The sequence below is a fragment of the Variovorax sp. GW821-FHT10B04 genome, assembly GCF_059415645.1.
Genome location: NZ_JBWKNQ010000009.1, coordinates 37036 through 61504 on the forward strand (window position 1 = coordinate 37036; position 24469 = coordinate 61504).

The following is a 24469-nucleotide window of genomic DNA, read 5'->3' on the forward strand; positions in this document are numbered from 1 at the left end:
CTCGGGCCGCAAGGCCTAAAATTTGGCCGTGTCTTCCATCTTGAACGCCGACCTGCACTGCCACTCCGTGGTTTCCGACGGCACGCTCACGCCCGAGGCGCTGGCCGAACGGGCCGCCGCCAACGGCGTCGAACTCTGGGCGCTGACGGACCACGACGAGATCGGCGGCCAGCACCGCGCACGTGCTGCGGCGCGTGCCAACGGCATGAAGTACCTGACCGGCGCGGAGATTTCCGTGACCTTCGCCAACGAGACCGTGCATATCGTGGGCCTGGGCTTCGACCCCGACGACGAAGGCATGCGCCAGGGGCTGATCGCAACGCGCGGCGGCCGCGGCCTGAGGGCGCAGGAGATGTCCGCCGGCCTGGCCAAGGTCGGGATCGAGGGTGCGTACGAAGGCGCGCTGAAGTTCGTCGGCAACCCCGAGCTGATCTCGCGCACGCACTTCGCGCGTTTCCTGGTCGAAAGCGGTGTCTGCAAGGACACGCCCGAGGTGTTCCGCAAGTACCTGACCGAGGGCAAGCCGGGCTATGTGCCGCACCGCTGGGCGGCGCTCAAGGACGCGGTCCGCTGGATCATCGAAGCGGGCGGCATCGCGGTCGTTGCCCATCCGGGACGCTACAAGTTCACGGCCAACGAGGAATATGCGCTGTTCAGCGAATTCGAGGCGCACGGCGGCCGCGCGATCGAGGTCGTGACCGGCAGCCATACGCCGGCCGAGTACGTCGAATATGCGGACAAGGCACTCGAATTCGGCTTTGCCGCCTCGCGCGGCAGCGATTTCCACAGCCCCGATGAAAGCCACATGGACCTGGGCAAGCTGCCCTGGCTGCCAGGCAAGCTGACGCCGGTCTGGGAACTGCTCGAAGACCGCATCCAGTGAGCGCGTCCGCCGATGCCAGGCCCGGCGCCGCGGACAGCCGGCGTGACCTTGCTTCGGAGCGTCTGCTGGCAGGCATCGGGCTCATGCTGGTGGCGCTGGCGTGCTTCGCCACACTCGACACGTCGACCAAGATATCCGTCAGCACGGTACCGGTGCTCATGGGCGTCTGGTTCCGCTACGCCTTCCAGGCCGTCGTGACGACCGCCTTCCTGCTGCCGATGCACGGCACCGCGCTGCTGCGCACGGCGCACCCGAAGTACCACGTTCTGCGGGGTGCATTGCTGCTGTTGACGAGCATCCTGGCCTTCTTCAGCCTGCGCTACATGCCGCTGGCCGAGTTCACGTCGATCGTGCTGATTGCGCCGCTCGTGATCACGCTGCTGGCCGCCACGGTGCTCAAGGAATACGTGTCGCCGTTGCGCTGGGCACTGGTGGCCGGCGGCTTCATCGGCACGCTGGTCATCCTGCGGCCCGGTGGCGGCAGCTTCAGCTGGGCGGTGCTGCTGCCGATCGGGCTGGTGCTGAGCAACGCCTGGTTCCAGGTGCTGACCAGCAAGCTGGCGCAGACCGAGAACCCGCTGGCCATGCACTTCTACACGGGCTGGGTCGGCACGCTGATCGCGTCCGTCGCCCTGCCCTTCGCCTGGCAGGCGCTGCCGTCGTGGCAATGGTGGGCCTTGCTGTGCCTGATGGGCTTTCTCGGGACCATCGGCCACTTCCTGCTCATCCTGGCCTACCAGCGGGCGCCGGCCTCCACGCTCACGCCCTACAGCTACGTGCAGATCGCGTTCGCGATGCTGTGCGGCTGGGTGGCCTTCTCGCATGTGCCCGACCTGACCTCGCTGATCGGCATCGGCATGATCGGTGCCTGCGGCGCGGCCGGCGCATGGCTGACGGTGCGCGAGCGCCGCATCCCGATCGAGCCGGCCGAGTCCTGAACGGCAGGCTTGCATCTGAGCCCGGCGCCCCAACCTTTCCTGACATGGCCCAGTTCTTCGAAGTCCACCCCGACAACCCCCAGCAGCGGCTGCTCAAGCAGGCCGTGTCCCTGCTCGAGCGCGGCGACGTGATCGCCGTGCCGACGGATTCCAGCTATGCGCTGGTCTGCCATCTCGACGACAAGGACGCGGTCGACAAGATGCGGCGCATCCGCCAGGTCGACGACAAGCATCACCTGACGCTGCTCTGCCGCGACCTGAGCGAACTGGCCAACTACGCACGCGTCGACAACAAGCAGTACCGGCTTCTGAAGGCGGCCACGCCAGGCCCGTACACCTTCATCCTCGAGGCGACCAAGGAGGTCCCGCGGCGCGTGAGCCATCCGCAGCGCAAGACCATCGGCCTGCGCGTGCCGGAGCACCCGGTGCTCGGCGCGCTATTGGCGCTGCACGGTGCACCGTTGCTCGCCACCACGCTGATCGCGCCCGGCGAGAGCGAGCCGATGAACGACGCCCAGGAGATCCGCGAACGCTTCGAGAAGCTGATCGGCGCCGTGATCGACGCCGGCGCCTGCGCATCGGAACCGACCACCGTGGTCGACCTCACGCCCCTGGCCGATGGGCTCGACCCGGTGGTGATCCGCGAGGGACGCGGCCCGCTGGCCGTCCTGGGCCTCTAGCGCGCGGGATTGCGCAAACCGTCTGACACAATCGGGCGGTGGACTTTTCCAACCTCGTTCAAACCGTACTCATCTATGCCTTGCCGGTGATCTTCGCGATCACCGTGCATGAAGCGGCGCATGGCTACGCGGCCCGGTACTTCGGCGACAACACGGCTTACATGATGGGGCGGGTGACGCTCAATCCCGTACGGCACATCGACCCGATCGGCACGATCCTGATGCCGTTGATGCTTTATTTCGCGACCTCGGGCGCGTTCCTGTTCGGCTACGCCAAACCGGTGCCAGTCAATTTCGGCCATCTGCGCAATCCCAAGCGCCACATGATCTGGGTGGCGCTGGCCGGGCCGGCGTCCAACTTCATCATGGCGGTCGGCTGGGCGCTGCTGCTCGTGGCACTGGTCGCCACGGGCGTGGACGAACCCTTCTTCATCCAGATGGCCCGCGGCGGCGTGCTCGTCAATCTCGTGATGTGGGCCTTCAACCTGTTTCCGCTGCCACCGCTCGATGGCGGACGGGTGCTCGCCGGGCTGCTGCCGCGAGGCCGCGCCCAGATGGTCCTGGCCCGCATCGAACCCTATGGCTTCTTCATCGTGATGGGTCTGGTGCTCGCCGGCATCGTCAGCCGCTTCTGGCTGCAGCCGTTGATGAGCGTCGGCTACAGCGCGATCAGGCTGCTGCTCATTCCATTCACCGCCCTGTTGCGCTGAGTCTTCCCATGTCCCTGTCCACTTCCCCCTCCACCGCCCCGACCCGCTTCCTGACCGGGATCACCACCAGCGGCACGCCGCACATGGGCAACTACGTCGGCCTGGTGCGGCCCTCCGTCCGCTTCAGCCGGCGCAGCGATGTCCAGAGCTTCTATTTCCTGGCCGACTACCACTCGCTCATCAAGATCAGCGACCCGGCGCGCATCCAGCGCTCGACGCTCGAGATCGCGGCCGCCTGGCTGGCCTGCGGACTCGACCCGGAGCGCGTGACCTTCTACCGCCAGTCCGACATCCCCGAGATTCCCGAACTCACCTGGTTCCTGACCTGCGTCACCGGCAAGGGCATCCTGAATCGCGCTCACGCCTACAAGGCGTCGGTCGACAAGAACATCGCCAAGGGCGAGGATGCGGATGCCGACGTCACGGCCGGCCTCTTCATGTACCCCGTGCTGATGGGCGCCGACATCCTGATGTTCAACGCGCACAAGGTGCCGGTCGGGCGAGACCAGATCCAGCACATCGAGATGGCGCGCGACATGGCGCAGCGCTTCAATCATCTCTACGGCGAGCATTTCGTGCTGCCCGAAGCCGAGATCGACGAGGCCGTGGCCACGCTCCCAGGCCTCGATGGCCGCAAGATGAGCAAGAGCTACGACAACACGATTCCGCTGTTCGTGCCGCGCGCACAGTTGCAGAAGCTGATCGGCGGCATCGTGACCGACTCGCGCGCACCGGGCGAGCCGAAGGACACCGAAGGCTCCGCGCTGTTCCAGATCTACGAAGCCTTCGCGGATGCAACCGAGACCGCGTCGCTGCGCCAGGCCTTTGCGGACGGCATCGGCTGGGGCGACGCCAAGCAGGCCGTGTTCGAGCGTATCGACCGCGAGATCGCGCCCATGCGCGCGCACTACGAAGCCTTGCTCGCAGACCCGGCACAGATCGAGAAGACACTGCTGGCCGGCGCCGAGAAAGCGCGCGCACTGTCGCGTCCGTTCATGACCGACTTGCGTCACGCGGTCGGTCTGCGTAATCTTGCGGCCCAGGCAGTTGGGGATACACGCAAGGCCGCAAAGGTTGCCAAGCCATCGTTCAAGCAATACCGCGAACGCGACGGGCAGTTCTATTTCAAGTTGCTCGATGCACGCGGCGAGGTGCTTTTGCAGAGCCGAGGGTTTGCGGCTCCGCAAGAGGCAGGCCGGGCTATCGGCGCACTGCAGAAGCAGCGCGAGACGGCGCTTGCCGAGCTCGGCGAGCTGCTGGAACCGATGGACGCAACCCAGGTCCGTGCAGTGCTGGACGCACTCCAGACGCTGGCAGACGCCGCCGAATGATCTTGACTACATAGAGGCCAATCCATGCCCAATCGCAGCACCGAAGAGCGCACCACCGCGGCCAGACAAGCGATGAGCATCTACGTCATCGACGACCACCCTCTCATGCGGGACGCGATCGTGATGGTGTTGAGGCGGCTGCGTCCGTCGGAAAACATCGTCGAGCTGGAGCGGCTCGACAAGCTGGCCGCCGCCGTGACGCAGCATGGCGCCCCGGCGCTGTTCTGCCTCGACCTGAAGCTGCCCGACACCACCGGCTGTTCCGGCGTCGTTCAGGTGAAGCAGACCTACCCCGACGTACCGATCGCGGTCTATTCGGCATCGCCCGCCAGCGACATGGAAGAAGCCTGCATCGAGGCCGGTGCAGACACCTACATCGAGAAGTCGGCCAGTGCCGCAGAACTCACGGCCGCGCTGCGCGGCCTGCTGCTTGCAGAGACCGATACCGACGACCAGCAGCTCAACGCGGCCAACAACAAGCTCTCCAAGCGCCAGACCCAGCTCATCGCGATGCTGGACATGGGCTTGAGCAACCGCGACATCGCACTCCAGCTCGAGATCAGCGAGCACACGGTCAAGGTTCACCTGTGGCGGCTGTTCCGCCGGCTCGGCGTCAAGAGCCGGACGCAGGCGCTGCATCATGCGCGCCACTACGGGCTGCTGTCGGGCACCTGAGGCACCCTCTACTGGCCGAACCCGCCGGCCCGGCCGCGGCGCCGTTCAACCGACCGCGCCTGAAATGCGGCCCTGTGCCTGCACTTCGTCCGCATCGTAGAGTGCGACCCGAAAGACGCTCCCACGGCCCAAACGCGAACGCACGCTGACCGGGTGCCCCAGCGCATGCGACAACCGCGACACGATGGCCAGCCCCAGCCCGAAGCCGTCTGACGTACCGGCATGGTCGGCCACCTTGTAGAACTCGAGGAAGATGTCGCGCAGATGCTCCCGCGCGACGCCGATGCCGGTGTCCCACACCTCGATGCGGAGCCCGTCGCGCGCCTGGCGAGAGCTCAGCAGTACGCCGCCGTGCACCGTGTACTTGATCGCATTGGCCAGCAGATTGCCGATCATGCGACGCACGCGGATCGGATCGGTCAGCACGGTGCCGCGTGCCACGTGAACGCGAAAGCTCAGCCCCTTGGCTTCGGCCACCGGTCGATATTGCAGCTCGAGGTCGTGGAGCAGCTGGCTGACGTCGACCGGTTCGATGTGCAGTTGCACCTGGCCTGAATCGATGCGCGCGAGATCGAACAGCGAGTCGAACAGCGCATTGACCGCATGGGTCGCACGCACGATCTTCGGTGCGATGTCCTGTACCAGATCGGGCTCGTTGCGCAGCCAATCCGCGTAGAGCGACAGTGCCAGCACGGGCTGGCGCATGTCGTGGGCGGCACTTGCCAGGAAGCGGTTCTTCATCGCCACGGCCGATACGGCGGCCTGCCGCTGCTGCGTCAACGACTTGATCAGGATGTGGTTGTGGAACAGCAGCTCGAAGCCGTTGCGGGCCGTTTCGTGGTTCTGCCGTGACGCGCGCAGCAGCAGCGCCCAATGCAGCAACGGAAGCAACAGAAAGCCGTAGTGGAACTGAAGCGCATGGAACTGAACCAGCGCGAGCCGGATGAGGATGGACGCGATCATGGTGCCGAACAGCACGTTCACATAGGCGCGCAGCAGCGGCGGATGAAGCGCCAGGCTGTTGACGGGAAAGGTCGCCACACCGGCAACGATCAGCCAGCACACGAACTGGTTGAGCAGCGGCACGCGCTCGAAGAAGAGCAGCACGGACAGCCCCCAGACCAGTCCACTCGCACTCCAGAGCCAGCGATACCGGGCCACGAAGGCCTGCAGCGAAACCGAATCCTTGTCGGCATAGTCGCGCGCATAGAGCTGCTCGCCCCAGACGCGGCAGGCCGTCGCACCCGCACCCAGGACGGCCCACAGCAGCAGCTCCCACTGATCCACCGCGCTCCAGCACAACGCGATCATCGCGGGCATCAGCGCGAGGGAGAGCAGATAGGACCGCTGCGACGAGCGCATGAGGCTGCGGATCAGTTCGCCCCTGACCCACGGTTCGGCCTCGTCGGCGGACGCCGATATGGGCGCGAGGGTGGAGAAGGAGGAATTCCCGAGGCCCGCCAAAGACGAATCGCTTTTCATGGAAATCGCCTTTTGCCTCGTCGTTTTGCCGATCGAACGTCTCATCCGCGAATGCGGACGGCGTCGATTCTAGAAGCGCTCGGCCTCAGGCACGAGATCGTCGGTGCGAGCCGGCCGACTTCATGTCGACCTCACCGGGTACCGATTCGCCCGGTACAAAAGCAAAACGGGCCTTGCGGCCCGTTTTAACTTGGAGGAGAGGGAGGGAGGCCCACCTCTAACACCCATGCGGGTTTCAAAAGCATCGCGGGCGCAATGCCTACGTAAATGCCTACGCGCGTTGGCGACACCGCATGCCTAAATATTGTAACGACAGCAGTGGTGGAATCCTCGAGAACCGACTAGAACTGTATGCTTGTACAGTGCTTTACGCTGTCTATCCTCTGCGCCGCTATGGCGAGAAACTGCATCCCGACGATGCTCGGGCCGCCCGTGTTTTGGGCGAACTGGGCTACTACCCCCGACGCTGGCATCCAAACCCCAAGGCTCGGACGATGTGTGCCCGCCTGGTCGCGAGTGACGGAGAAACGTACCTGCTGCCGCTGCTCGACCAGGCATGGATCGAGATCCGTCCCAAAGGCGTCCTCATTCAAGGGACGGAGCTCGTGCCGGTCGACAAGACCAGCAAGAGCGTCAAGAACATCCATTGCTATGAATATCGACAAAGCTGGGTCTGCGTGCCGGCACATCTTGACAAGCGGCCCGACGTGCAGTCGTCGCCGGCGGCGGCGCGGGCATCGGCGCGCCGCCTAGAACAGCTCGAGGAGTTGCACCGAGCGAAGAAGATCGGGCAGACCATGACCTCGCCATACGTTCGGAGGGTCTGAACAGTTTGGCTGACTGAAGAATCCGCGTGTAAGTGCGGAGGATCGGATACCGAAACCGACGACCCTTTCCACGAAAAACACACGCCCGGTGGGCGCTTCGAAACATTTTTTCAATCGAAAGTCAGCGATCGATACGCACTAAGCGGTCAAGACCCCTTGAGCACAATTCAGAGCAAGAATGCTGAATCCATGCGGGTTTCAAGCTCGAATCCCGCCACAAGGCGCGTAAAACCTAGGGCAAGGGCGTAAGCACTAGCAACCACGCGGCCGAGCGACCGATAGCACAAGATTAGGCAACAAAACGACTGACCAAAAACGCTACATATAGTGTCTTGCGGCGTCAGTGGGCCCTAGATATAGTGACTCCACCCCGTTGTGAACTCTCGCAGTACGCAACGCAAAAAGCCGGACCTGTCCAGGGTCCGGCTCTTTGGCCCCCGTCCTTTCGGCAGGGGGGTGACGGATCACCGAAGCGAACCGCCGTAACACGTGTTGATCTTCGCATATTCGTTTGGGTTGCCGGATTTTTTTGTCTGTTACCGGATACAAAAATGTTGACTCAAAAAATGTTCACAGAAATCACACACATCAAAATGCACGACGGAAACGTCGCCGAAGTTGGAAAGATGGAGCGCGGCCGCATGGTCTGGCGAGCGTCGGCGAACGAAGCCGTCGCGATGCTTCGCGCTGGCGTCCACTTCTTCACCCAGTCCGACGACGGACGGGCCGTCGAAGTTGCTGTCGAACCGAGCACGCTCTACCTGGGGCCGCGTCTGAAAACGGTTGCTGACACATCGTTCGACAAGAAGCTCAAGCAGTTGCCGGAGTTTCCGGACGAAGCGATGCAGTAGTTCAGGCAAGGGCGCTTCGGCGCCCTTTTCTTTGTGTCAGCTCAGCCTAGAACAAGCCAGCTGGCTGCGAGACCACGTCCCAGCTGAAGATCAGCAATTCCTTGCGATCGGCTCCCTTGTGTCCGCCCGCTACCTGGTACGTGATGTCAAGAGACTCGGCGTGGAAGTCAGCGAAACACCGGCGGATGTCAGGGTGATCATTGATGCTCAAAATCGCCCTCCCCTTCAGCGTCTTCATGACTCTGGCCAAATCCTCGTACTCGCTCCACGGAAAGGGCACCCCGTACCCTTCGGTCTCCCAGTAGGGCGGATCTAGGTAGAACAGCGTGTGCGGTCGGTCGTAACGCTCGATGCACTCGCGCCAGGCGACGCGCTCAATGTGCGTGCTGGCCAGCCGAAGGTGCGCCGCGCTCAGCTGCTCTTCGATGCGCAGAAGATTGACTGGCGGGGCCGTCGTGGCAGTACCCCAGGTCTGACCATGCACTTTGCCACCAAACGCATGGTGCTGCAGGTAGAAGAACCTTGCGGCACGCTGGATGTCAGTGAGCGTCTCAGGCCGGGTGTCCTTCAGCCACTTGAAGACTTCACGGCTTGAGAGCGCCCACTTGAACTGTCGGACGAACTCCTCGAGGTGGTTCTGCACGACCCGATAGAGATTGATCAGCTCGCCGTTGATGTCATTGATGACCTCGACTTCTGCCGGCGGGCGGAGGAAATACAGTGCGGCGCCGCCGGCGAAGACCTCGACGTAGCAGGTGTGCGCCGGGAAGCGCGGCAGGATGATGTCGGCCAGTCGGCGCTTTCCGCCGAGCCACGGGATGATGGGCGTTGCCATGGTGAGGGTTCCAGTTGACCTGTAACGGTCGTTTACACTGGCCCGGCCTGTACAGGTGGGCAGGGCCTTGGCTGGGGCTCACAGGCGCGTTCTGTGGGGTCTGGCGGCTCGCCGAGGTGCTCCAACACCGCGGCGGGTCGCCTTGTTCTTTTTAGGGTGACGCGATCGGCGCGGTGCAGCTGCGCAGCGCGGCCAGCAGCTCCACCTCATATCCTTCCCGGCGCTCAATTTCCGCCTGCGAAGCCGCGACGAACGCGTCGACGTCGACGCCCGGCCGCAACGCGGCGGTGGGCATCGCCGGGCGTACCGGCTCGTCGACGTCGCATGCAACGGGCAGCGGCACCTTCTGAATTCCGCTCGATGCGGCGCACCCGACCAGCAAGACCGCCGTCAGCGCGATCGCCGGCCTCATGGCGCCCTACCCTTCAACCAGCGGTCGATGCGCGCGCGTGCGCTCGCGTAGTCGTCGCCAGCGACGGCCGGCGGCGTAGAAAGGATCTCGTCAGCCCTTACAGCACGTCCGGCGCTCGTCGACCTGGCGGCGGCCTGCAGCTTCTTTCCCTCGAGGGCACGCTTGTCAGCAAGGATGCGCAGATCCTCGGTGGCGTCGCTGCAGACGCTGGCCATGCCGCGTGCCTGGTCACGCTCGACGGTGGTCGCGGTGACGCTGTCGCGCGCCTGAAGCCATAGCCCGCCGAGCAGCGCATTGGCGAGGACGCTGGCCGCCACGACGTACGAGAGCGGCGTCATACAGGCCGGACCCCGACCTCGGTGCCACGGCCGCTGATCGTGATGATGCGATTGACGTCACGCTCGGGCCGCCTGGTGCTCACATGCACCCACGACCCGAACTCGTGGATCAGCTGGCCGATGCCAAGCTCACTGACCAGCGGGGCGAGCGCGCTCGCGATCTCGAACGGTGAGCCGAACGTCGGCGCCTTGAAGTCGACCGCCATCGCTCGCGGGTGATCGCTGCCCGATGCGCTACCGATCGCGGCATTGAGCGCCGGCGATCGATAGCCGCTTGTGACGACGATCGGGATATCACGTCCAGCCAAGCGGGTGAGCGTCGAGCGGACGCGCTCCATCAGTTCACACGTCTGCACGGCCGTGACTCGAAGGCTTGTCGGCAGCGAGTTGTCGATGCCGCGGCGAGCGGCCGTCTCGCTGGAGACGAACTCCTCGAGCGTGAAATGCGGGGTGAGATTCACGTTGCACCTCCCGCCGAAGTACGGCCGCCACCTGGCAGGAATTTCTCAATTCCCATCTCGAGGAACTTCGCGGACGCGAAGCTACCGGTGAGGACGGTGCCCAATGTCGGCCACACGTCGAAGCCCGCTTGTCGGCTGATGATGAAGGCCAACGTGCCAGCGAGCCAGGCGCCGGCCATGTGACTGCCACACATGATCCATGGCCGCGGCAGTGGCGTATCGGGCGCGGCCGAGAGCTCGCGGTCGATGCGCATCAGAAGCGCGGTCGCGCCTGACAGGCTCGAGACAACGATAGCCAGGACCATCAGCACCGGCGGAATGTTCAGCGCATCCTCGAACGTCGATGAAACAGGTCCGACTGCTGCGAGAGCCGGCACGCAGAGCCAGGGTAGCCAGACGATGGCCAGCAGCGACCAGATCAACCGGCGCAGGTGGGGTGCCGTCAGCTGCTCGCTGGGCTTGGTGGTAAAGCGATTACGAAGCACGCGCATCATTGCCGGTCCTTGTGGCGTTGGAAGAGGTCGAGGAAAGCGACGAGAGCAGCCATGGCCGCGTCGACGAGAAAGGGCAGCACCAGCGGCCGCCACCAACCGCCGTCGCCGGCGATAAAGACGAACGACATGCACACGAGGCCCATGGCCAGGCCGATATAGATGAAGTGCCGCCACCGCTTCGTGCATCGCAGGCTCAGCGAGTTGGGCAACAGGTCGTTGATCACGACATCGCAGATCGCGACGGTTGCGGCGATGGCCAGTGCAGTAACGAGCCACCAGCCAGGGTGGCCGCTTTGGTCGATCAGCCGATGGGTAAGCGCCTCAGGTTCACGCCAGATCGTCCAGGTCGACGAGAGAGTTGCAAGTGCAACGTAGAGTCTGGTGATCCAGTAACGCGGCAGGGTGGTAATGTGCCTGCCGGCGAGCGCCTTGGCGCCACTCCAGGCCGGAATCTGCGCCGTCATGGTAGGGACGGCATAGAGGGTGCGCAACGCGGCGCGGCTGCGAGAGTGATATGCATGGCGGCTTCCTTTGACTGGGCAGTCTCGGCAAAGCACCGTCCCATTTCTAGGGAAAAGTGGGACTGATTGAACACCCCTCGGGAACGGTCGGCTCGCACTAAGTCGTCACGCCGCCAAGCAGTTCGAAGTGAGTCTTGCGGCGCATCCCCCAAATGCGGGTTGTCTCAGGTCTAAAACTGCGGCACGCTGGGTTGTCACTCGTAAAGGTCCACCAAGATGAGCTTGAGCCCGAACACAGCAAAAACCCTATCGACGGTTTCGAACCTTGCTCTGATTGCAGGCGCTATATTTTCGCTTAGTTCAGTACTATGGGTAACGCCGCTAATTATCGCAATCACTGGAAATCTGCTTTTAGTCCTAGGCTCCATAGGCACTTATTGGAGCAGCAGAGAGAAAGAGCGATTGAGCGCAGAGGAAGCCCAGGCGCTGTTAAAGAAGAACAAAATATTAGAGGCCGCTTTAGAAATTGAGCATCAAGCGCGGATGGCGATAACGGAAAAAATGGGCCCACGAAACATCAGCGAAGAAGCAAGGAATCGTATTCTTCTAGACTTAGCAGGCATTGATAGCTCGTGCGTTGTCCATGTTAACGTCGGTCATGAAGAAGAACCCGTGTCGTACGCCAATAAAATTTTGGAAATTTTTATCGCAGCCGGCGCAACTCCGATTGTCACAAGAACCCATACTGTCACATACGGCGCAAAAAATACGGGCGTCAATGCAATACAGTTAAATCGCCCGTTTGCGAGTCAAGCCATTAAGGCACTAATCAATTCAGCCATAATAAAAATGGCAGTGACTGTAGAGACAGATGAACCCGATGGATTTGGAATAGGGACCGCCTATGATCCGCGAGCTTCAATATATCTCAACATCCTACCCAAAGAGCCACATCTATAACATTCCGCTGTTTTGACACCACGACACAGAGAAAACGATGCAATGTCTACAAATTATCTAATAAAGTCTATATCTTTTGAGAACTTTCGAGGACTCGGCAATTTGTCTGTCGAAAAGTTTAGGCGGATTAACATAATTGGCGGACTGAACGGTTCGGGCAAGTCCTCGCTATTAGAAGCGATATTTTTAGTACTTGACAGACGCGGCCCCCATGCTCTGGCCAGACCATTTTTCGCACGGCGATTCGGGATCCGAAATTTAAAAACTCTGGATCAATATTTCACCAACCTCAACACTGCGGTTCCTGCGAAAATTTCGATGCAGACCACCGTTGGTGAGATTGAAGCCTTCCTCCAGTATGGACACCCGCCGGACGGAGTTGTCGTCGCGGTGCCAAGCTCTCAATTTTTGCCAGATGCACCCATCCAGAAAGCAGTGGACTCAACGGGATTGGATCTCAAAACACGACTAAACGGAGTGCTCGAGGATGGCGTGTTCCTCACGCCTTCTGGAGACGGCATAGCCACGAGCTTCTACAAGGTCGGAAGTTCTGCAATCCCAAATGGGAATTTTGTAACTTCATCAGTAAAAGCCCCGCCAGAGGAAGACGCTCAGAAATATACGGAGATTCTCAAATCAAATCGGGCGAGCGAGCTGGTTGCGGCCATGAGAGTCGTTCGACCTGATCTCGCCGGCATCCAGATACTCCATGAACTAGGCCCCGTTATGTACGCTCAGCTCGAAGATGGGTCTCTCCGGCCCTTTGCCATGCTCGGCGATGGGGTTCAACTATTGCTCACCTTCACTATGGCTGCAATATTGAACAACGGCGGAGTTCTGCTATTGGATGAATTTGATTCAACCATTCACCACTCTGTGTTGGCGCGGGTATGGAGGACTATTGCGCAGATTTCCGAGAAGTATAACAACCAAGTGTTTGCGGTCACTCATTCCAAAGAATGCCTTGAGCGAGCACTGGAAGGGATTCCAAGCTTGGCCGACCTTGAATACATTCGACTTGAGGCTCAAGGAAATACAAATCTCGCAATTATTTACGACGGCGCGGAACTGAAGAACTCTTTGGATGCAAACTGGGAAATTAGATAATGAACTTCGAGACGAAATATTATGCCGACGAAAACAAATATCAATCTCGGGAATGCATCTTAATCGTTGAAGGGATCGACGATGTCTATTTTCTAAGCAGCCTGCTCGACGAGATATCAGCAGATCCGACAAAAGTCGGCATCGTGCAGGTGAAAGGAAAGTCTAATTTCGTTCCTCATATCGAAGGTTTCATGAAGGCATCGAGTTTCACGAAAGGAATTAATAAAAAAATAGCAATTATCTGTGACGCAGATGCTGACCCGAAGAAAATCACTCAAGAGGTTTCCAAGGCCCTTGCAAAATCAAACCAACCCGATCTCGTTCTCGGGGGTCATTGCACGAACGACCAGGGCATTACCTTTGGAATTTTTGCGATGCCGGACTCTGTGAGTGAGGGGGATCTAGAAAAGCTATGCCTACAAACAGTAGAAAATCACCCCATCGCTGTAAATGCGAGAGCATTTATTGATAAATCTATCGATGAAGCAAAGCGATCAGGGCAATCGCTTTCCGGATCTGTGCATAAGCGAATAGCGCAGACATATCTAGCAGGACTACCTAATGACGTCGCGCGGGGTGCAGGACGTGGATATACCAACGGCGCTTTCGACCCCAAGAGCCCAGCGCTGGACAAGATTCGAGAGTTCATAAAACTTACAGTTTTATAAATTGCTGAATCGAATTCAAACATTGCATCGATGTACTATTGGCCCACCGAAGCCCTCCCTGATAATCCACGCATGCAAACTGGAATTTGAAGAAGCCCATTCAATGCAATCTTTTAACTCCAAAGCATCGTACAAAGCCGCCGCATCTGATTCAAGATAAAAGACAAAAAACACGATTATTCCTATACAGATTGTGCGGACATCGACAAGCTGCGACTCTTGCTCGCGTCGGCAGACAATACAGCCGCCCCTGCGACTGTGGCAACGTGCCCGAAAAAAAATCTATAGCGCCGGGCTGCAGTGAGACCAGTTACTAAAAATTCCACTTCACGCGCACCATCGGTCGGCCTCGTCGCCGTCTCCGAACCATTGACCACCTGCTGGCTCCCGAAGGTCGAACTGATGATGCGCACCGTCAAGTAGACGGTCACGGCTGCCGAAAAGGTCCAGAAGCCCCGGAACCGGACCAACGCCTTGTCCGAGGTGGCATCGAAGTCGAGATACACATTCGCTTCGTCGATCGCGACGCTGGAACCGATCGGAACGGGGTACGCGGCCGCAGCGGCGGTGTACGGGCGCGCCGCCGGCTTGCGCGGGACAGCCTGCAGGCGCATCAGCGTCATCAGCCAGTACTCCTGCGACGAGCTTGCCCACCAAGCCGTGTATGCAGCGAGCGAGCCGGTCGCGGTGCTTCGATAGCTCTCGATCGACGCATACCGCGCCTCAATCTGACCGATTTTCGGATGCGTGAACTTCGCAGATAGCACCTCGTTGCCCTGCAGATCCGAGATCATCAGGAACGCGCTGTTGGAAGCGCGGTGAATCCCAAGTTCCACGATGTATGGCTTGTGTGTGTCCAGCGCGGCCGGCCACGCCACAGACTGCAAATCGGACTTGATGCCCGATTCGAAATAGCTGTACGTCCACAGTGCATTCCCGAAGACGACGTGAGCCGGAGAATCCACAGGCAGCGTCGCCGTATCGCTGTCCATGCGCTCAGCCCACGCGATCAAGGTGCAGACGCCGTCGGTTGTCGAGTAGTCGCCGAACTCCACAATGGCACCGATGCGCTGCACGGATCCTTTGAGCAGGATCTGGGCATAGGTCGCAGCCCGACCGTTGGGCGTCAGAGTTGAGAGTTTGCCGTCGATGATGCGCGGCAGAGAACCATGCGTTCCGTCGAGCAGGTAGGGTTGCCCTGTTTTCGCCGCGACGGGCGATCCGTCAGGACGGCCAGCAAACGTGTCGAAGAGTTCAATGCCCGTACCTGCAATCTCGACGGCCAAGTCCTTCGCCGCGACCGCGACCGCCGCGGCGGGAACCGCGATGTCCGCTGCGGCCTGCGTCTGGTCGCGGATTGCAACGAGTCCCGGCGTCGTGACCATCTCACCCTGATCGCTCCAGACCAGGCCGGTCCAGACGAACAAGGTGCCATCGACCAGCCAGCCGTCACCCTGCACATTTCCACTTGCTGGCAAGTCCGCTTCTGTATTCTTGACGCCTTTGAGCACCAACCCTCTCGCGTTCAGGTCACCCGCCTCCCACGCCTGCTTCAGCGGGCCGAGTGAGGACAAGAAAGCCTGCAATTGCTTCGTCGCGGCGACGACCGCACCCTGGGTTGGTGCCACCGCAAACTCAGCGCCCTCGGCTGTCGGCCCACCATATGAGGCGACAAGTTGCAACTGCGTGTCGCTGATGATTCGCGTCACCTCATGCAGTCCGGTGGGGGAAAAGAAAATGCCGCCGACAAAGACGTTGTCGATGAACTCCGTGCCGTAGCCGTCGACCAGGTCCGAGCCATTGACCAGCGAGACCGTGCCGGTCCGATACCACGTGCCTTCATTCATGCCGCAGGCTCCTCGGCGGCGTAGGCCGGCTCCGCGCCGGTCAGGTGATTCGGTTTCTCCGCCGCAAGGACAGCAGTGCAGAACCAATGTTCGAAGTCATCGCTGTGGCCGGTCGGCCGCCCCTGCAGCTGCACGGTGACCTGCGCCACGGGGCGCTTGCCGGCGGCAAATGCCTCGCGCGAAACCCAGCTCGCGAAGATGACCGCGCTGGTATTGGTGCGCAGCATGACGGTGTACGCCGACACGGCATGCCACCGCGTGGCGGCCCCGGTGCCGGGGTCCTCGAGATCCTTAACCAAACCGATGATGTTGGGCATCGCTTACTCCTGTGATTCGGATGGCCAGGCGATCGCTTCGATCTGCGCGCGCGTGGCGGTGGGGTCGCTGATGGCATCGCGCAGGGCTTGCCGAGTGCCGACCAGCCATTGCGAGGACACGCGGAAGATGTCGACCGCTTCGAGCGTTTTCGCGCGCATCAACGCCGGGTCGATCCCGCGCGCGGCGGCGATGCCATCGAGATACGGCGTGGGCACGTCGTTGTCGGCAGCCCAGGCCAGCGCATCAGCCTCCTGCGCGGCCCAGGTCTGTCGCTCCTCTGCCGGATAGCCGGCGATCAGCTCGGACGATGCAACGCGGAACGCTGCGTTGATTTCGGCCAGCTTGTCGGCCCGCACCTGGTCGAGCGTGCGCTTGTCGACCCAGGCCAGCGCAGACCAGTCCCAGCCATGCACGGGCGACGGCCGCGGCGGCAGTGGGATGGGCGCGCCGTCGACGATGCGTTGCGCCGCATCGTCAAACGCGCCCTCGACGCAACCATGCGTTGCGGCGTCGTATTGCAGCGCAAGCATCTCGGGCGGGCAATGCGTCAGCGTGCGCTCGATTCGCCCGCTGATCAGGTCGTAGACGGTCCAGCTCATCGCTTGGTCTCCAGCAGCATGATCACGCGCGCACTCGCACTGCCAGGCGAAAGAGGCGACTCAAGATGGCAGGCCTGGAGCGAGTACGTCCATGAGCCGGCACCAGGTGAATCAGAGTCCATTACCGGCGCGCTCACGCCGTCCCAGACAACCGTGCTGCCGCGCACGACGCGCACGCCCATCGGCACTGGGCGAACGCTGCCGTCTTCGCCGGAGCCTTCCGGCAGCGTGCCAGGCGTGATCGTCGCATTGCACAGGACCATTACGGGACCAAGCCCCGACGTCGCAATCGAGGCGGTCTGGATGGTGGTCCAGCTGCTCGACCCACCAGCAATAGCAACGGAGCTGGTCGACTTGGCGGACACCGGCACGGTGACGGCATAGCCGGCCAGCTTGAGAGTGCCGATGTCGGCGTCCTTGATGCGCGCCATGTTGATAAAGACGATGCCGCCTTCAACGCGAAAGGGCGCATCGGCCGTCGTCGTCGACGCGTCCGGCAGCACGACAAAGCGATCGGCGAACACCGCGACCTCGCTCTGCGTGTCCGCACCGCCGCCGCTGCTCGACACGCCGACCGACAGGCCCGCCATCGCGCGCCGACCGCCCCAGCCCGTGGCCTCGGTGCGGATCATGTACTGCGCCGCGACGTTGCCATCGAGGCTGGCCAGCGTGCTGCCCTGCAGCTCGACGGTGCCGGTCAGCCCGCCGACGCTCGACTGGATGGTCGTGATGTCCGAAGCCAGCGCCAGATCCGCGGTCGTGCGGGCTGTCGTCTCGTCGGCGATCGCGGCCAGGTTGTCGCCCGTGAGCGCGGCGACCAGCTCGAGTTGCGTCGCCTGCGCGGATTGCTCGGTCGCAAGTGTCGTGATCTGGCTGGTGACAAGCGCTTGGTTGTCGCCGACCTCGGCGGACAGTGCTTCGTACTTAGACGCGAGGGCGGTCGTGTCGGTGACAACGACCTCGATCTTTTCGTAGATTCCCGCCTTGGCCTTGCCGAGCTGGTCGAATGCGATCAGGTCGCCGGCCAGCTGCATGGCGGCGATGTCGTCGATCGCGGTGGTGACCTTGCCGCGCAGGCTTCCAATGACGCTGTCGTAGCTCTGCAGCGTCAGTGCGACCGCATAGCCCTGCGCACCACGGTTGCCCGCCACATCGATGGCCGTAACCCAGTAGCGATGCTGGCCGAAGTTGGGCTGCACAGCTTCGAAGGACAGGCCCAGGGTGCGGCCGATTTCGGCAGCCGTGTCCCAGGTATCGCCGAGGCGAATCTCGTAATAGCCGATGGGTTGCGTGGTGCGGCAGTCCAGCCAGGTGATCGACACCTGGTTGCGGTTGTTGACCACCGCATGAGGGATAGGCTGATCCGGCGGCTCGATGTCGATCGTGTCGTAGACCGGCTCGGCGAAATCGCCGATGGCGTTGTGATGCGCTGCCCACACCGCACTGGTGCCGGCCGGGAACCACCCGAGGTTCGCACTCGTCGCGCGGCCATCGAACAACACGACATCCTCGGCCAGCTCCCATGTCGGGCCGCGGCGAATCTGCGTTGCGCTCCAGCCGAGCAAGTCGATGCCCTCGGGCTCATCCCAGTACGCAAAGATGCCGGTGAGCTCGACGCTCAGATCGAGGCCCAGCACGCTGTCCGGCGGCCCCTCGAGCCCGTGCACGACGTGCGATGCACGCGACCATGCGCTCACCGCATACGCGGTTTGAAACTGCACCTGGAAGGCATACACCGCGTTGACGGTGAGACCAAGCAGATACGTCTCGGTCGAGTAGCCGGGAAGGTCCAGTGTCTGCCAGGTCGAGCCCTCGGCAGCGAGGCGCCACTGCACGCGCACGACGCCGCTCTGCAGCACGGCAGGGTCAAGCGACTGAGCCCATTGGACTTTCACGCGGACGACCATCACGCCGTCCTGCTGGACCATCTGGCTCTCGCCACTCAGCACGACCAGGTCGAGCGGCTGACCAGGCTTGAGGAAGGGGCTCGGCAGGCTGGTGTTCGGCGATGCGTCGGCGCGGACTTCGTCGACCTGGTCGTAATAGGCCTCCTCGTCCTCGACGCACTGCAACGCGACTGGCGTGCCCACCTGATACGTCCAGTCCTGCACGCGGAATGGCTTGTTGGTGAAGCCGAACATCACGCTGCTCAGCACCACTCGATCGCCGGGCTGCAGGTTCCACGCATGCATCTTCGGGAAGATCTGCACCACGAAGCCACCGCGGCTCTGCTCGACCAGCACACGGCCGGTCTGCTGGGTGCGGATGTGGCTGCCGGTGAAGCTCAGCGTCACGTCCAGAAACTTGTCCTTGACGTCCTGCTCTCGGAACACGGCATTGACGTAGGGCGTGAAGTCCTCAGAGACGCCGTTGCGTACGGCGTTGACATACGACCCCTTGGCGCCGTTGTAGCGTGCCGTGCCGACGTTGCAGGTCTGCACGACGGCGATCGGCATGACCATGTCGTCGTCAGTGAGCGAAAGCACCGGCGTGCTCCAGGCGCCGGCCTGGATGCGCCACACACCGCCCGACTCGAGCGAGAAGCCCACCATCGCGTCCTCGAGCTGCTGCCGCGTAGTGTCTCGATCCTGGTCGGACCTGAACATGCCGTCGCATGTGTAGCGGGCACGAGATCCGCCATAGGTCGCCGCGTCTGCATCGACCGTGGCCTGGTCGTAGACGACCACGTCGCAGGCGTTCGCCGCACCGATCAGCGCGTCGAGCTCGAGCTGCTCGACGCCTGCGCCATAGCCGGCATCGGAACGCAGGAAGTCAGCCAGGCAAAGCGCCGGGTTGCGGCTGTATGCGGTGACGCCTGTGCGGTAGTCATAGACCTTCTTGCCCCGCAACTTGACGGTCACTTCGGGAATGCCGCCCTGGAAGCGCTCGAGCAAAAGATTGAAGGTGAGCACCAGGTACGTGTAGCCAGACAGCTTGTGGTCCACCGTCCAGAGGTCAGGCCGCGCCGCACGCAGAAATGCGTCCGCCGTGTCGACCCCGCCCGGCGAAAGGTGCACCTGAACATTGAGCGCTGGCCCGGGGCCGTTGGTGATGAACCGGACGTTACCCTTGGCGCCGATCGGGCCGATCAGCCAATGCGCACCAGCCACGCCTCGCTCATAGCGGACGTCATCGCCGTAGGGGATGCCGTTCTCGTCGACGATGGAAACGATACTGAGGTCGTTGCCAATGAAGACCTGTAGCGCCTGGATGCCGTAGTCCGAGATGATCGGGCCGTTCTCGCCCTCCTGCGAAAACGGCTGCAGGTCGAAGGCCACCATGACCTCGCCGGGCACGCCGTCCTCGAGGCGGAACTCTTCACCATCCGCATACCCGTACGCATCGAGGTTGCCGACCCAGTCGCCGCCCATGTAGATGGCCTCAACGCCGTCGCACTCGTGCGAAGCAAGGACCATGACGACGTGTTTGTAGCGTTCATCCGCGCCGCTGGTGAGCACCGCGACGATGGAGCCACCGACCGGCGCCGGCGAGCCGTAGACGACCGGCCAGGGCGAGTCGGAGGCGACCAGCGTCGCCGTGCGGTCCTTCAGGTTCGCGGCCTCGGCCTCGGCGGCGCGCTGAGCAACTGCCCGCGCCTTCTTCTTCGTCTGAATCGACCCATAAATGCCATAGGCGACGGTGGCGATATACAGCGCCGTCCCCACAGTGACCGCGGTGGTTCCGATCGTGAAGAGAACGATCCCTGTGATCGGTTCGGCTGACGCAGCGGTACACACCGCGCATAGCGCAAGCAATGTCAGCAGGCGTCGAATCAAACGCGCCATGCAGCAACTCCCATATTCAGCGGCTGGAATGTCAAGCCGGCGTTATCAGGGGCGACGATGTGCGAGCCTGTGCAGACACCGAACGTGTAGCCACGCACACGGCCCACAGGGCGGCCGCTGCGCATCAGCACGACGTCGCCACGCTGGGCGAGCATCGGATGCACGGACGGGCCCAGCCGCGCCGTGGCCATGGCGATCCAGCCGCCGCCCGCATTCACCAGGCGCAGCGCAGTCAGCAGGTTGCGCGACGCAAGCACGCCACCGGCCGCACGCAAATCTGCCAACGGATCGGCGCCGGTCTTGGCGAGCACCCAATCGGCCGCAATGTGCGCGCAGTCCTGTTCGAAGTACACGAAGGGCACAGCGCGCCGCGCCGCGATGAAGGCATCGAGATCTGCAGCCATGCCCTACCCCTTCTTCCGCGCGATTTCGTTGAGGCGGGCCTGCAGCGCCTTCGACAACCACACCGCAGGGTTGCCGATGAGGCTGGTCAGGTACTCGAAGCCGCGTTCGCCAGGGTGGCGCGACTGGTGCTGCACGTGATTCATTCGCAGCGCTGCCGGGTTGCTGCGGACGTCGTAGCTGGCCGTGCGGCAATCCAGCGAGATCGAGGCGTTGTTGCCGTCGCGATCGATCTTGAGCTGGTCCATGACGCCGCTGAACCGAAGGACCGGCAGGCCGCTCAGCTGGAAGGTGTTGGTGTCGACCATGCCGACCCAGATCCGTACGGGCCGGTCCTGATAGTCGGTAGGGTCGCCCAGCGCGAGGGCGCGCGTGCCAAGGTCCACCGGCGACAACGTGAGGGTCAGCTTTTCCTCCGCGCCGTCTTCGCTCTCGTGCAGCTGGCCGACGTTGCCAAGGTTGCCGACGCCAAGCCAGGTCTGGCCGAACACATCGACGCTGACGGGCCAATCGGTGTAGCGCGCGGTGCCCGATCGCAGCTGCAGCTCGACAAGGCCGAGCGCGCCATACGACGCGGCGCCGGCCGTCGTCTGGAAACCACTGTTGGTGAGGATCATTCCCAGCTCTCCATCAGGTCGATGGCAAAGCCGCCGATCAGCTCGCCGGGATGCATGGCCCAGCTCATTTCGTCGGTGGTGCGACGCATCAGGCAGGTCGGCCGGTACCAGGCCAGCGGCGCACCGGCCGCGACGGCAACGCGAAGCACCGGCTCAAAGGTCACAACCATCGCGCCGGCTTCGTTGACCACCGCGTCTGCCTGCACGTGCAGCAGCTGGTGCGCGGGCCCAGCACCGGCCTGGCCGACACCGAACAGATCGCCTGCCCACAGCGTGCGACTGGCCTGGTCGACGCCGGCGTTTATGGTCATGGACGCGGCGCCGGCCGCAGCACCCCCAGAGGTCCAGGCACCGCGGACTGATCCGCGCGGCTCGGGCTGCACCGTGTTGTAGACCGCCAGCTGGTTGATGCGGCCGCGCAGGGCATGCACGAGCACCGTCCACGCTGCGGCGCCGCCCTCCTCATCTTTCTCATTGCCGATCAGCGAGCAAGTGCGGCGCATCGGCGCGCGGGCGACGGTCTGTGTGGCGCCAGTGTCCGACCCGGCGAAGGTCATGCCGAAGTCGCGCACGCCCCAATCGGTGCGCAGGATCGACAGCTCTTCAGGGATGGTGATGATCGTCATGTTTGGGGGATCGCCTTGAGTCGCTTGAGGTACTCGATGACTTCTTTGTTGCCTTGAGACACCAGGCGCTGGAGGTCGGCGATGATCGAGCCGCGGTCCGAGCGGGAGTCCACCTGGAAGACAGGCGCGTAGTTCAGGAACATCGAGGTGTTCGAGCCGCCGAGTTCGTGGTTCGGCACGATGGAGCCGGCAAGGTCGGACCGGAAAAGCTCGGGGCCGTTCTCACCGACCAAGTAGGTGCCGCCCGCCATGGTTGGACCGCCTTCGGCCCGTGCGCCGTCGAGCAACGCGAGGTAGTTGTAGTCACCCGCACCGGCGGGCGTCGACGACCCGAGGCCGAGAAAGCCGCCGACCGCCTTGAGAGCCGAGCCGACCCAACCCGAACCCGAGCCACCTTGCACGAGCGAGCCGAACATGGAGCGCGATAGATCCGCAGCGATGGCCTCCGCAGCCATGCGCTTGAGCAGCGTGCCGAAGCTACGGCCAATGTTCTCGAAGTTGCCGTCGAGTGCGCTGGCCAGGTTCTGGCCGAGGATGTCCTGAATGTTCTCGGCGCCCCGCTTCGCGAAGTCGTCGGCGTTCTTGTTCAGCGCATCGATGCGCTTTTGTGCCTCGGTGTAGCTGTCCGCTTCCTTCGCTGCGGCGCGAGAATAGGTCTCGATCGAGATCACGCCCTCCGTGCGCAGCATGTTCAGATGGGCGAGCGATGCGCCGTACTGCTCGGCGGGCGTGCGTGTCGATTCGAAGACCTTGGCCGCGTCGTCCTGCAGCGCGATCAGGCGCTTCTGCGACTCTTCCTGCTGCTTGGCCGCGGCCTTTTCGGTTTCGGTGCGTTCCTTGCGGATATCGATCTCAGCCGCCGTGCGCAGGATCGATTGCTTCTGCGCTTCGGTGACCTCTTTGCCGTCGGCACGCAGGCGCTTGATTTCCGCCAGCGCGATCTCGACCTGGCTCAGTTCCTTGACCTTCTCCAGCTGCTTGTCGAGGCTCTCGATGTACTTCTTGGCTTCGGCTTGTGGATCTTTTGCGGCGCCGCCGCCGCTGGAGTCAAGGACGGGAGCCTTGCCCCGTTTGTCCTCGATCACTGGCGTCCATCCGCGATCTTCGACGCGGCGCTGCGCGCTACCCATCGGGTCGGCTTCGTCGGCCAAGCGCTTCAGCTGCTCACTGGCCGCGGCCGCGAGCTGCTGCTGCTGAGCCAGCTGCCCGCGCAGCGTGTTCATACGGCGCTGCGCCATTTCGTCGGTCGGATCGCGCTGCAGCTGGGTGTCGACGCCGTTGATCAGGTTCTGCAGCCGCGACATCTCGGCGGTTGCGTTCTTCGCCTTCGACTGAGCCTTGCCGATCTCGTCCACGCCGAGCGTGCGCGCCACCCCGCCGCCGATCGTCACGAGGATGGCATTGAGCATGCCGCCCTCTTTGCGCGCCTCGAGCATCTGATTCGTGATGCTCACGAGCGACTTGATCAGCGGGCCACCCATCGCGATCGCTGCGGCTTCCGACGACAGCCGCAGCTTGACGAGGTTGTCGTTGAAGTCGGCGGCATCCTTCGCGAGATCGCCGCTGTAAATCGCACCGAGCGCCTGCGCCTCGAGACGGAGCTTCTCGATGCCATCACGTCCCTGGTTCAGGAACGGGATCATTTCGGCGCCGGACTTGCCAAAGAACTTCTGCGCCAGCGCCGACTTCTCGGCACCGTCGGTATAACTGGCGAACCGATCGGCCAGATCGCCGAGCACCTCGTCGTTGGTGCGCAACGTGCCGTCAGCATTCTTGACCTCAATGCCAAGGCCCTTGAAGGTCGCCGTGGCTTCCTTGTTCCCGCCGGCGGCTTCAACCATCAGCTTGCTCAAGCGGCCCACGCCACCGGCCAAGGTCTCGAACGGGGTGCCCACGGCCTCCCCGGCAAAGCGCAGCTCACTCAGCCGCTCGACCGCGATGCCGGACTTCTCCTGAAAGTCGTCGAGTTGGTCGAGCGTGTCGATCGCGCCCTTCGCACCGAGCAGCGCCACGCCGCCGGCGATGGCCCCGCCGATCGTGCCCAGCGTGGCCTTTGCCGACATGGCATTGGTCTTCAGCCCGTCGAGGGCGCGGCTTGCGCTCGCGAAGGCCGCTTGAGTGCGGTCCGTCGCGGCAAGGATGATCTCGGCTCTGGTGACCAC

Annotated in this window: 26 protein-coding genes; 11 read left to right on the top strand and 15 right to left on the bottom strand. The window is 62.7% G+C overall.

Annotated elements, in window-relative coordinates; genetic code table 11:
• The first annotated feature begins 28 nt into the window (after positions 1–28).
• The 6 genes from AC07PZ_RS21255 (at position 29) to AC07PZ_RS21280 (ending at position 5217) form a co-directional block, all read left to right on the top strand.
• Positions 29–883, top strand: coding sequence for a 3',5'-nucleoside bisphosphate phosphatase (locus AC07PZ_RS21255; protein WP_495297129.1), 855 nt, complete (start codon positions 29–31; stop codon positions 881–883).
• Positions 880–1821: a DMT family transporter gene (locus AC07PZ_RS21260; RefSeq protein ID WP_495297130.1), complete on the top strand. Its 942-nt coding sequence runs from the start codon at positions 880–882 to the stop codon at positions 1819–1821. The genes AC07PZ_RS21255 and AC07PZ_RS21260 overlap by 4 nt, the downstream gene beginning before the upstream one ends.
• Before the next feature lie 44 nt (positions 1822–1865).
• A complete protein-coding gene (locus AC07PZ_RS21265; protein ID WP_495297131.1) occupies positions 1866–2501 on the top strand; it encodes an L-threonylcarbamoyladenylate synthase in 636 nt (211 codons plus the stop codon).
• Between the two features lie 38 nt (positions 2502–2539).
• Complete coding sequence (locus AC07PZ_RS21270; RefSeq protein WP_495297132.1) at positions 2540–3211, top strand: site-2 protease family protein; 672 nt, start codon at positions 2540–2542, stop codon at positions 3209–3211.
• Between the two features lie 8 nt (positions 3212–3219).
• Positions 3220–4542 carry a tryptophan--tRNA ligase gene (locus AC07PZ_RS21275; RefSeq protein WP_495297133.1) on the top strand — a complete coding sequence of 441 codons (1323 nt, stop codon included), beginning with the start codon at positions 3220–3222 and terminating at the stop codon, positions 4540–4542.
• 72 nt (positions 4543–4614) lie between these two features.
• Positions 4615–5217: a response regulator transcription factor gene (locus AC07PZ_RS21280; RefSeq protein WP_495297377.1), complete on the top strand. Its 603-nt coding sequence runs from the start codon at positions 4615–4617 to the stop codon at positions 5215–5217.
• A gap of 45 nt (positions 5218–5262) precedes the next feature.
• On the opposite strand, the gene AC07PZ_RS21285 is transcribed toward AC07PZ_RS21280, so the two are convergent.
• Positions 5263–6699, bottom strand: coding sequence for a sensor histidine kinase (locus AC07PZ_RS21285; RefSeq protein ID WP_495297134.1), 1437 nt, complete (start codon positions 6697–6699; stop codon positions 5263–5265).
• A gap of 494 nt (positions 6700–7193) precedes the next feature.
• Here AC07PZ_RS21285 and AC07PZ_RS21290 point away from each other — a divergent pair, with 494 nt between their 5' ends.
• Both AC07PZ_RS21290 and AC07PZ_RS21295 read left to right on the top strand, forming a co-directional pair.
• Entirely contained in the window at positions 7194–7526 is a 333-nt protein-coding gene (locus tag AC07PZ_RS21290; RefSeq protein WP_495297135.1) for a hypothetical protein, read from the top strand.
• Positions 7527–8077: 551 nt separating this feature from the next.
• Positions 8078–8377: a hypothetical protein gene (locus tag AC07PZ_RS21295; protein ID WP_495297136.1), complete on the top strand. Its 300-nt coding sequence runs from the start codon at positions 8078–8080 to the stop codon at positions 8375–8377.
• 46 nt (positions 8378–8423) lie between these two features.
• On the opposite strand, the gene AC07PZ_RS21300 is transcribed toward AC07PZ_RS21295, so the two are convergent.
• The 6 genes from AC07PZ_RS21300 to AC07PZ_RS21325 form a co-directional block, all read right to left on the bottom strand.
• Entirely contained in the window at positions 8424–9212 is a 789-nt protein-coding gene (locus AC07PZ_RS21300) for a DNA adenine methylase (protein WP_495297137.1), read from the bottom strand.
• A 151-nt stretch (positions 9213–9363) separates the two neighbouring features.
• Entirely contained in the window at positions 9364–9624 is a 261-nt protein-coding gene (locus AC07PZ_RS21305; RefSeq protein WP_495297138.1) for a hypothetical protein, read from the bottom strand.
• On the bottom strand, positions 9621–9962 hold the full coding sequence (locus AC07PZ_RS21310; protein ID WP_495297139.1) for a hypothetical protein: 342 nt from the start codon (positions 9960–9962) through the stop codon (positions 9621–9623). Before AC07PZ_RS21310 ends, AC07PZ_RS21305 begins: the two co-directional genes overlap by 4 nt.
• Positions 9959–10423, bottom strand: a complete 465-nt coding sequence (locus AC07PZ_RS21315) for a D-Ala-D-Ala carboxypeptidase family metallohydrolase (RefSeq protein WP_495297140.1) — start codon at positions 10421–10423, stop codon at positions 9959–9961. The genes AC07PZ_RS21310 and AC07PZ_RS21315 overlap by 4 nt, the downstream gene beginning before the upstream one ends.
• Positions 10420–10917 (bottom strand): hypothetical protein, encoded by a 498-nt coding sequence (locus AC07PZ_RS21320; RefSeq protein ID WP_495297141.1) that lies wholly within the window; start codon positions 10915–10917, stop codon positions 10420–10422. Before AC07PZ_RS21320 ends, AC07PZ_RS21315 begins: the two co-directional genes overlap by 4 nt.
• Positions 10914–11381 (bottom strand): hypothetical protein, encoded by a 468-nt coding sequence (locus AC07PZ_RS21325; protein ID WP_495297142.1) that lies wholly within the window; start codon positions 11379–11381, stop codon positions 10914–10916. Before AC07PZ_RS21325 ends, AC07PZ_RS21320 begins: the two co-directional genes overlap by 4 nt.
• A 279-nt stretch (positions 11382–11660) precedes the next feature.
• On the opposite strand from AC07PZ_RS21325, the gene AC07PZ_RS21330 reads away from it, so the two are divergent.
• The 3 genes from AC07PZ_RS21330 to AC07PZ_RS21340 are packed head-to-tail and all read left to right on the top strand — an operon-like array spanning position 11661 to position 14113.
• Complete coding sequence (locus tag AC07PZ_RS21330) at positions 11661–12338, top strand: hypothetical protein (RefSeq protein WP_495297143.1); 678 nt, start codon at positions 11661–11663, stop codon at positions 12336–12338.
• A gap of 42 nt (positions 12339–12380) precedes the next feature.
• Positions 12381–13445, top strand: a complete 1065-nt coding sequence (locus AC07PZ_RS21335; protein ID WP_495297144.1) for an AAA family ATPase — start codon at positions 12381–12383, stop codon at positions 13443–13445.
• On the top strand, positions 13445–14113 hold the full coding sequence (locus AC07PZ_RS21340) for a DUF3226 domain-containing protein (RefSeq protein ID WP_495297145.1): 669 nt from the start codon (positions 13445–13447) through the stop codon (positions 14111–14113). Before AC07PZ_RS21335 ends, AC07PZ_RS21340 begins: the two co-directional genes overlap by 1 nt.
• Positions 14114–14295: 182 nt before the next feature.
• Here the strand turns inward: AC07PZ_RS21340 and AC07PZ_RS21345 are convergent, their stop codons facing one another.
• From AC07PZ_RS21345 to AC07PZ_RS21380, 8 genes are read right to left on the bottom strand one after another with little or no spacing between them, the layout of a single operon-like run.
• Positions 14296–15960, bottom strand: a complete 1665-nt coding sequence (locus AC07PZ_RS21345; protein ID WP_495297146.1) for a hypothetical protein — start codon at positions 15958–15960, stop codon at positions 14296–14298.
• On the bottom strand, positions 15957–16277 hold the full coding sequence (locus AC07PZ_RS21350; protein WP_495297147.1) for a hypothetical protein: 321 nt from the start codon (positions 16275–16277) through the stop codon (positions 15957–15959). The genes AC07PZ_RS21345 and AC07PZ_RS21350 overlap by 4 nt, the downstream gene beginning before the upstream one ends.
• Positions 16278–16280: 3 nt before the next feature.
• Positions 16281–16877 (bottom strand): hypothetical protein, encoded by a 597-nt coding sequence (locus tag AC07PZ_RS21355; RefSeq protein WP_495297148.1) that lies wholly within the window; start codon positions 16875–16877, stop codon positions 16281–16283.
• On the bottom strand, positions 16874–20662 hold the full coding sequence (locus tag AC07PZ_RS21360) for a phage tail tip fiber protein (RefSeq protein WP_495297149.1): 3789 nt from the start codon (positions 20660–20662) through the stop codon (positions 16874–16876). The genes AC07PZ_RS21355 and AC07PZ_RS21360 overlap by 4 nt, the downstream gene beginning before the upstream one ends.
• Positions 20650–21066: a DUF6950 family protein gene (locus AC07PZ_RS21365; RefSeq protein ID WP_495297150.1), complete on the bottom strand. Its 417-nt coding sequence runs from the start codon at positions 21064–21066 to the stop codon at positions 20650–20652. The genes AC07PZ_RS21360 and AC07PZ_RS21365 overlap by 13 nt, the downstream gene beginning before the upstream one ends.
• 3 nt (positions 21067–21069) lie before the next feature.
• Positions 21070–21681 (bottom strand): hypothetical protein, encoded by a 612-nt coding sequence (locus AC07PZ_RS21370; RefSeq protein WP_495297151.1) that lies wholly within the window; start codon positions 21679–21681, stop codon positions 21070–21072.
• Complete coding sequence (locus tag AC07PZ_RS21375) at positions 21678–22307, bottom strand: hypothetical protein (protein WP_495297152.1); 630 nt, start codon at positions 22305–22307, stop codon at positions 21678–21680. Before AC07PZ_RS21375 ends, AC07PZ_RS21370 begins: the two co-directional genes overlap by 4 nt.
• Complete coding sequence (locus AC07PZ_RS21380) at positions 22304–24469, bottom strand: hypothetical protein (protein WP_495297153.1); 2166 nt, start codon at positions 24467–24469, stop codon at positions 22304–22306. The genes AC07PZ_RS21375 and AC07PZ_RS21380 overlap by 4 nt, the downstream gene beginning before the upstream one ends.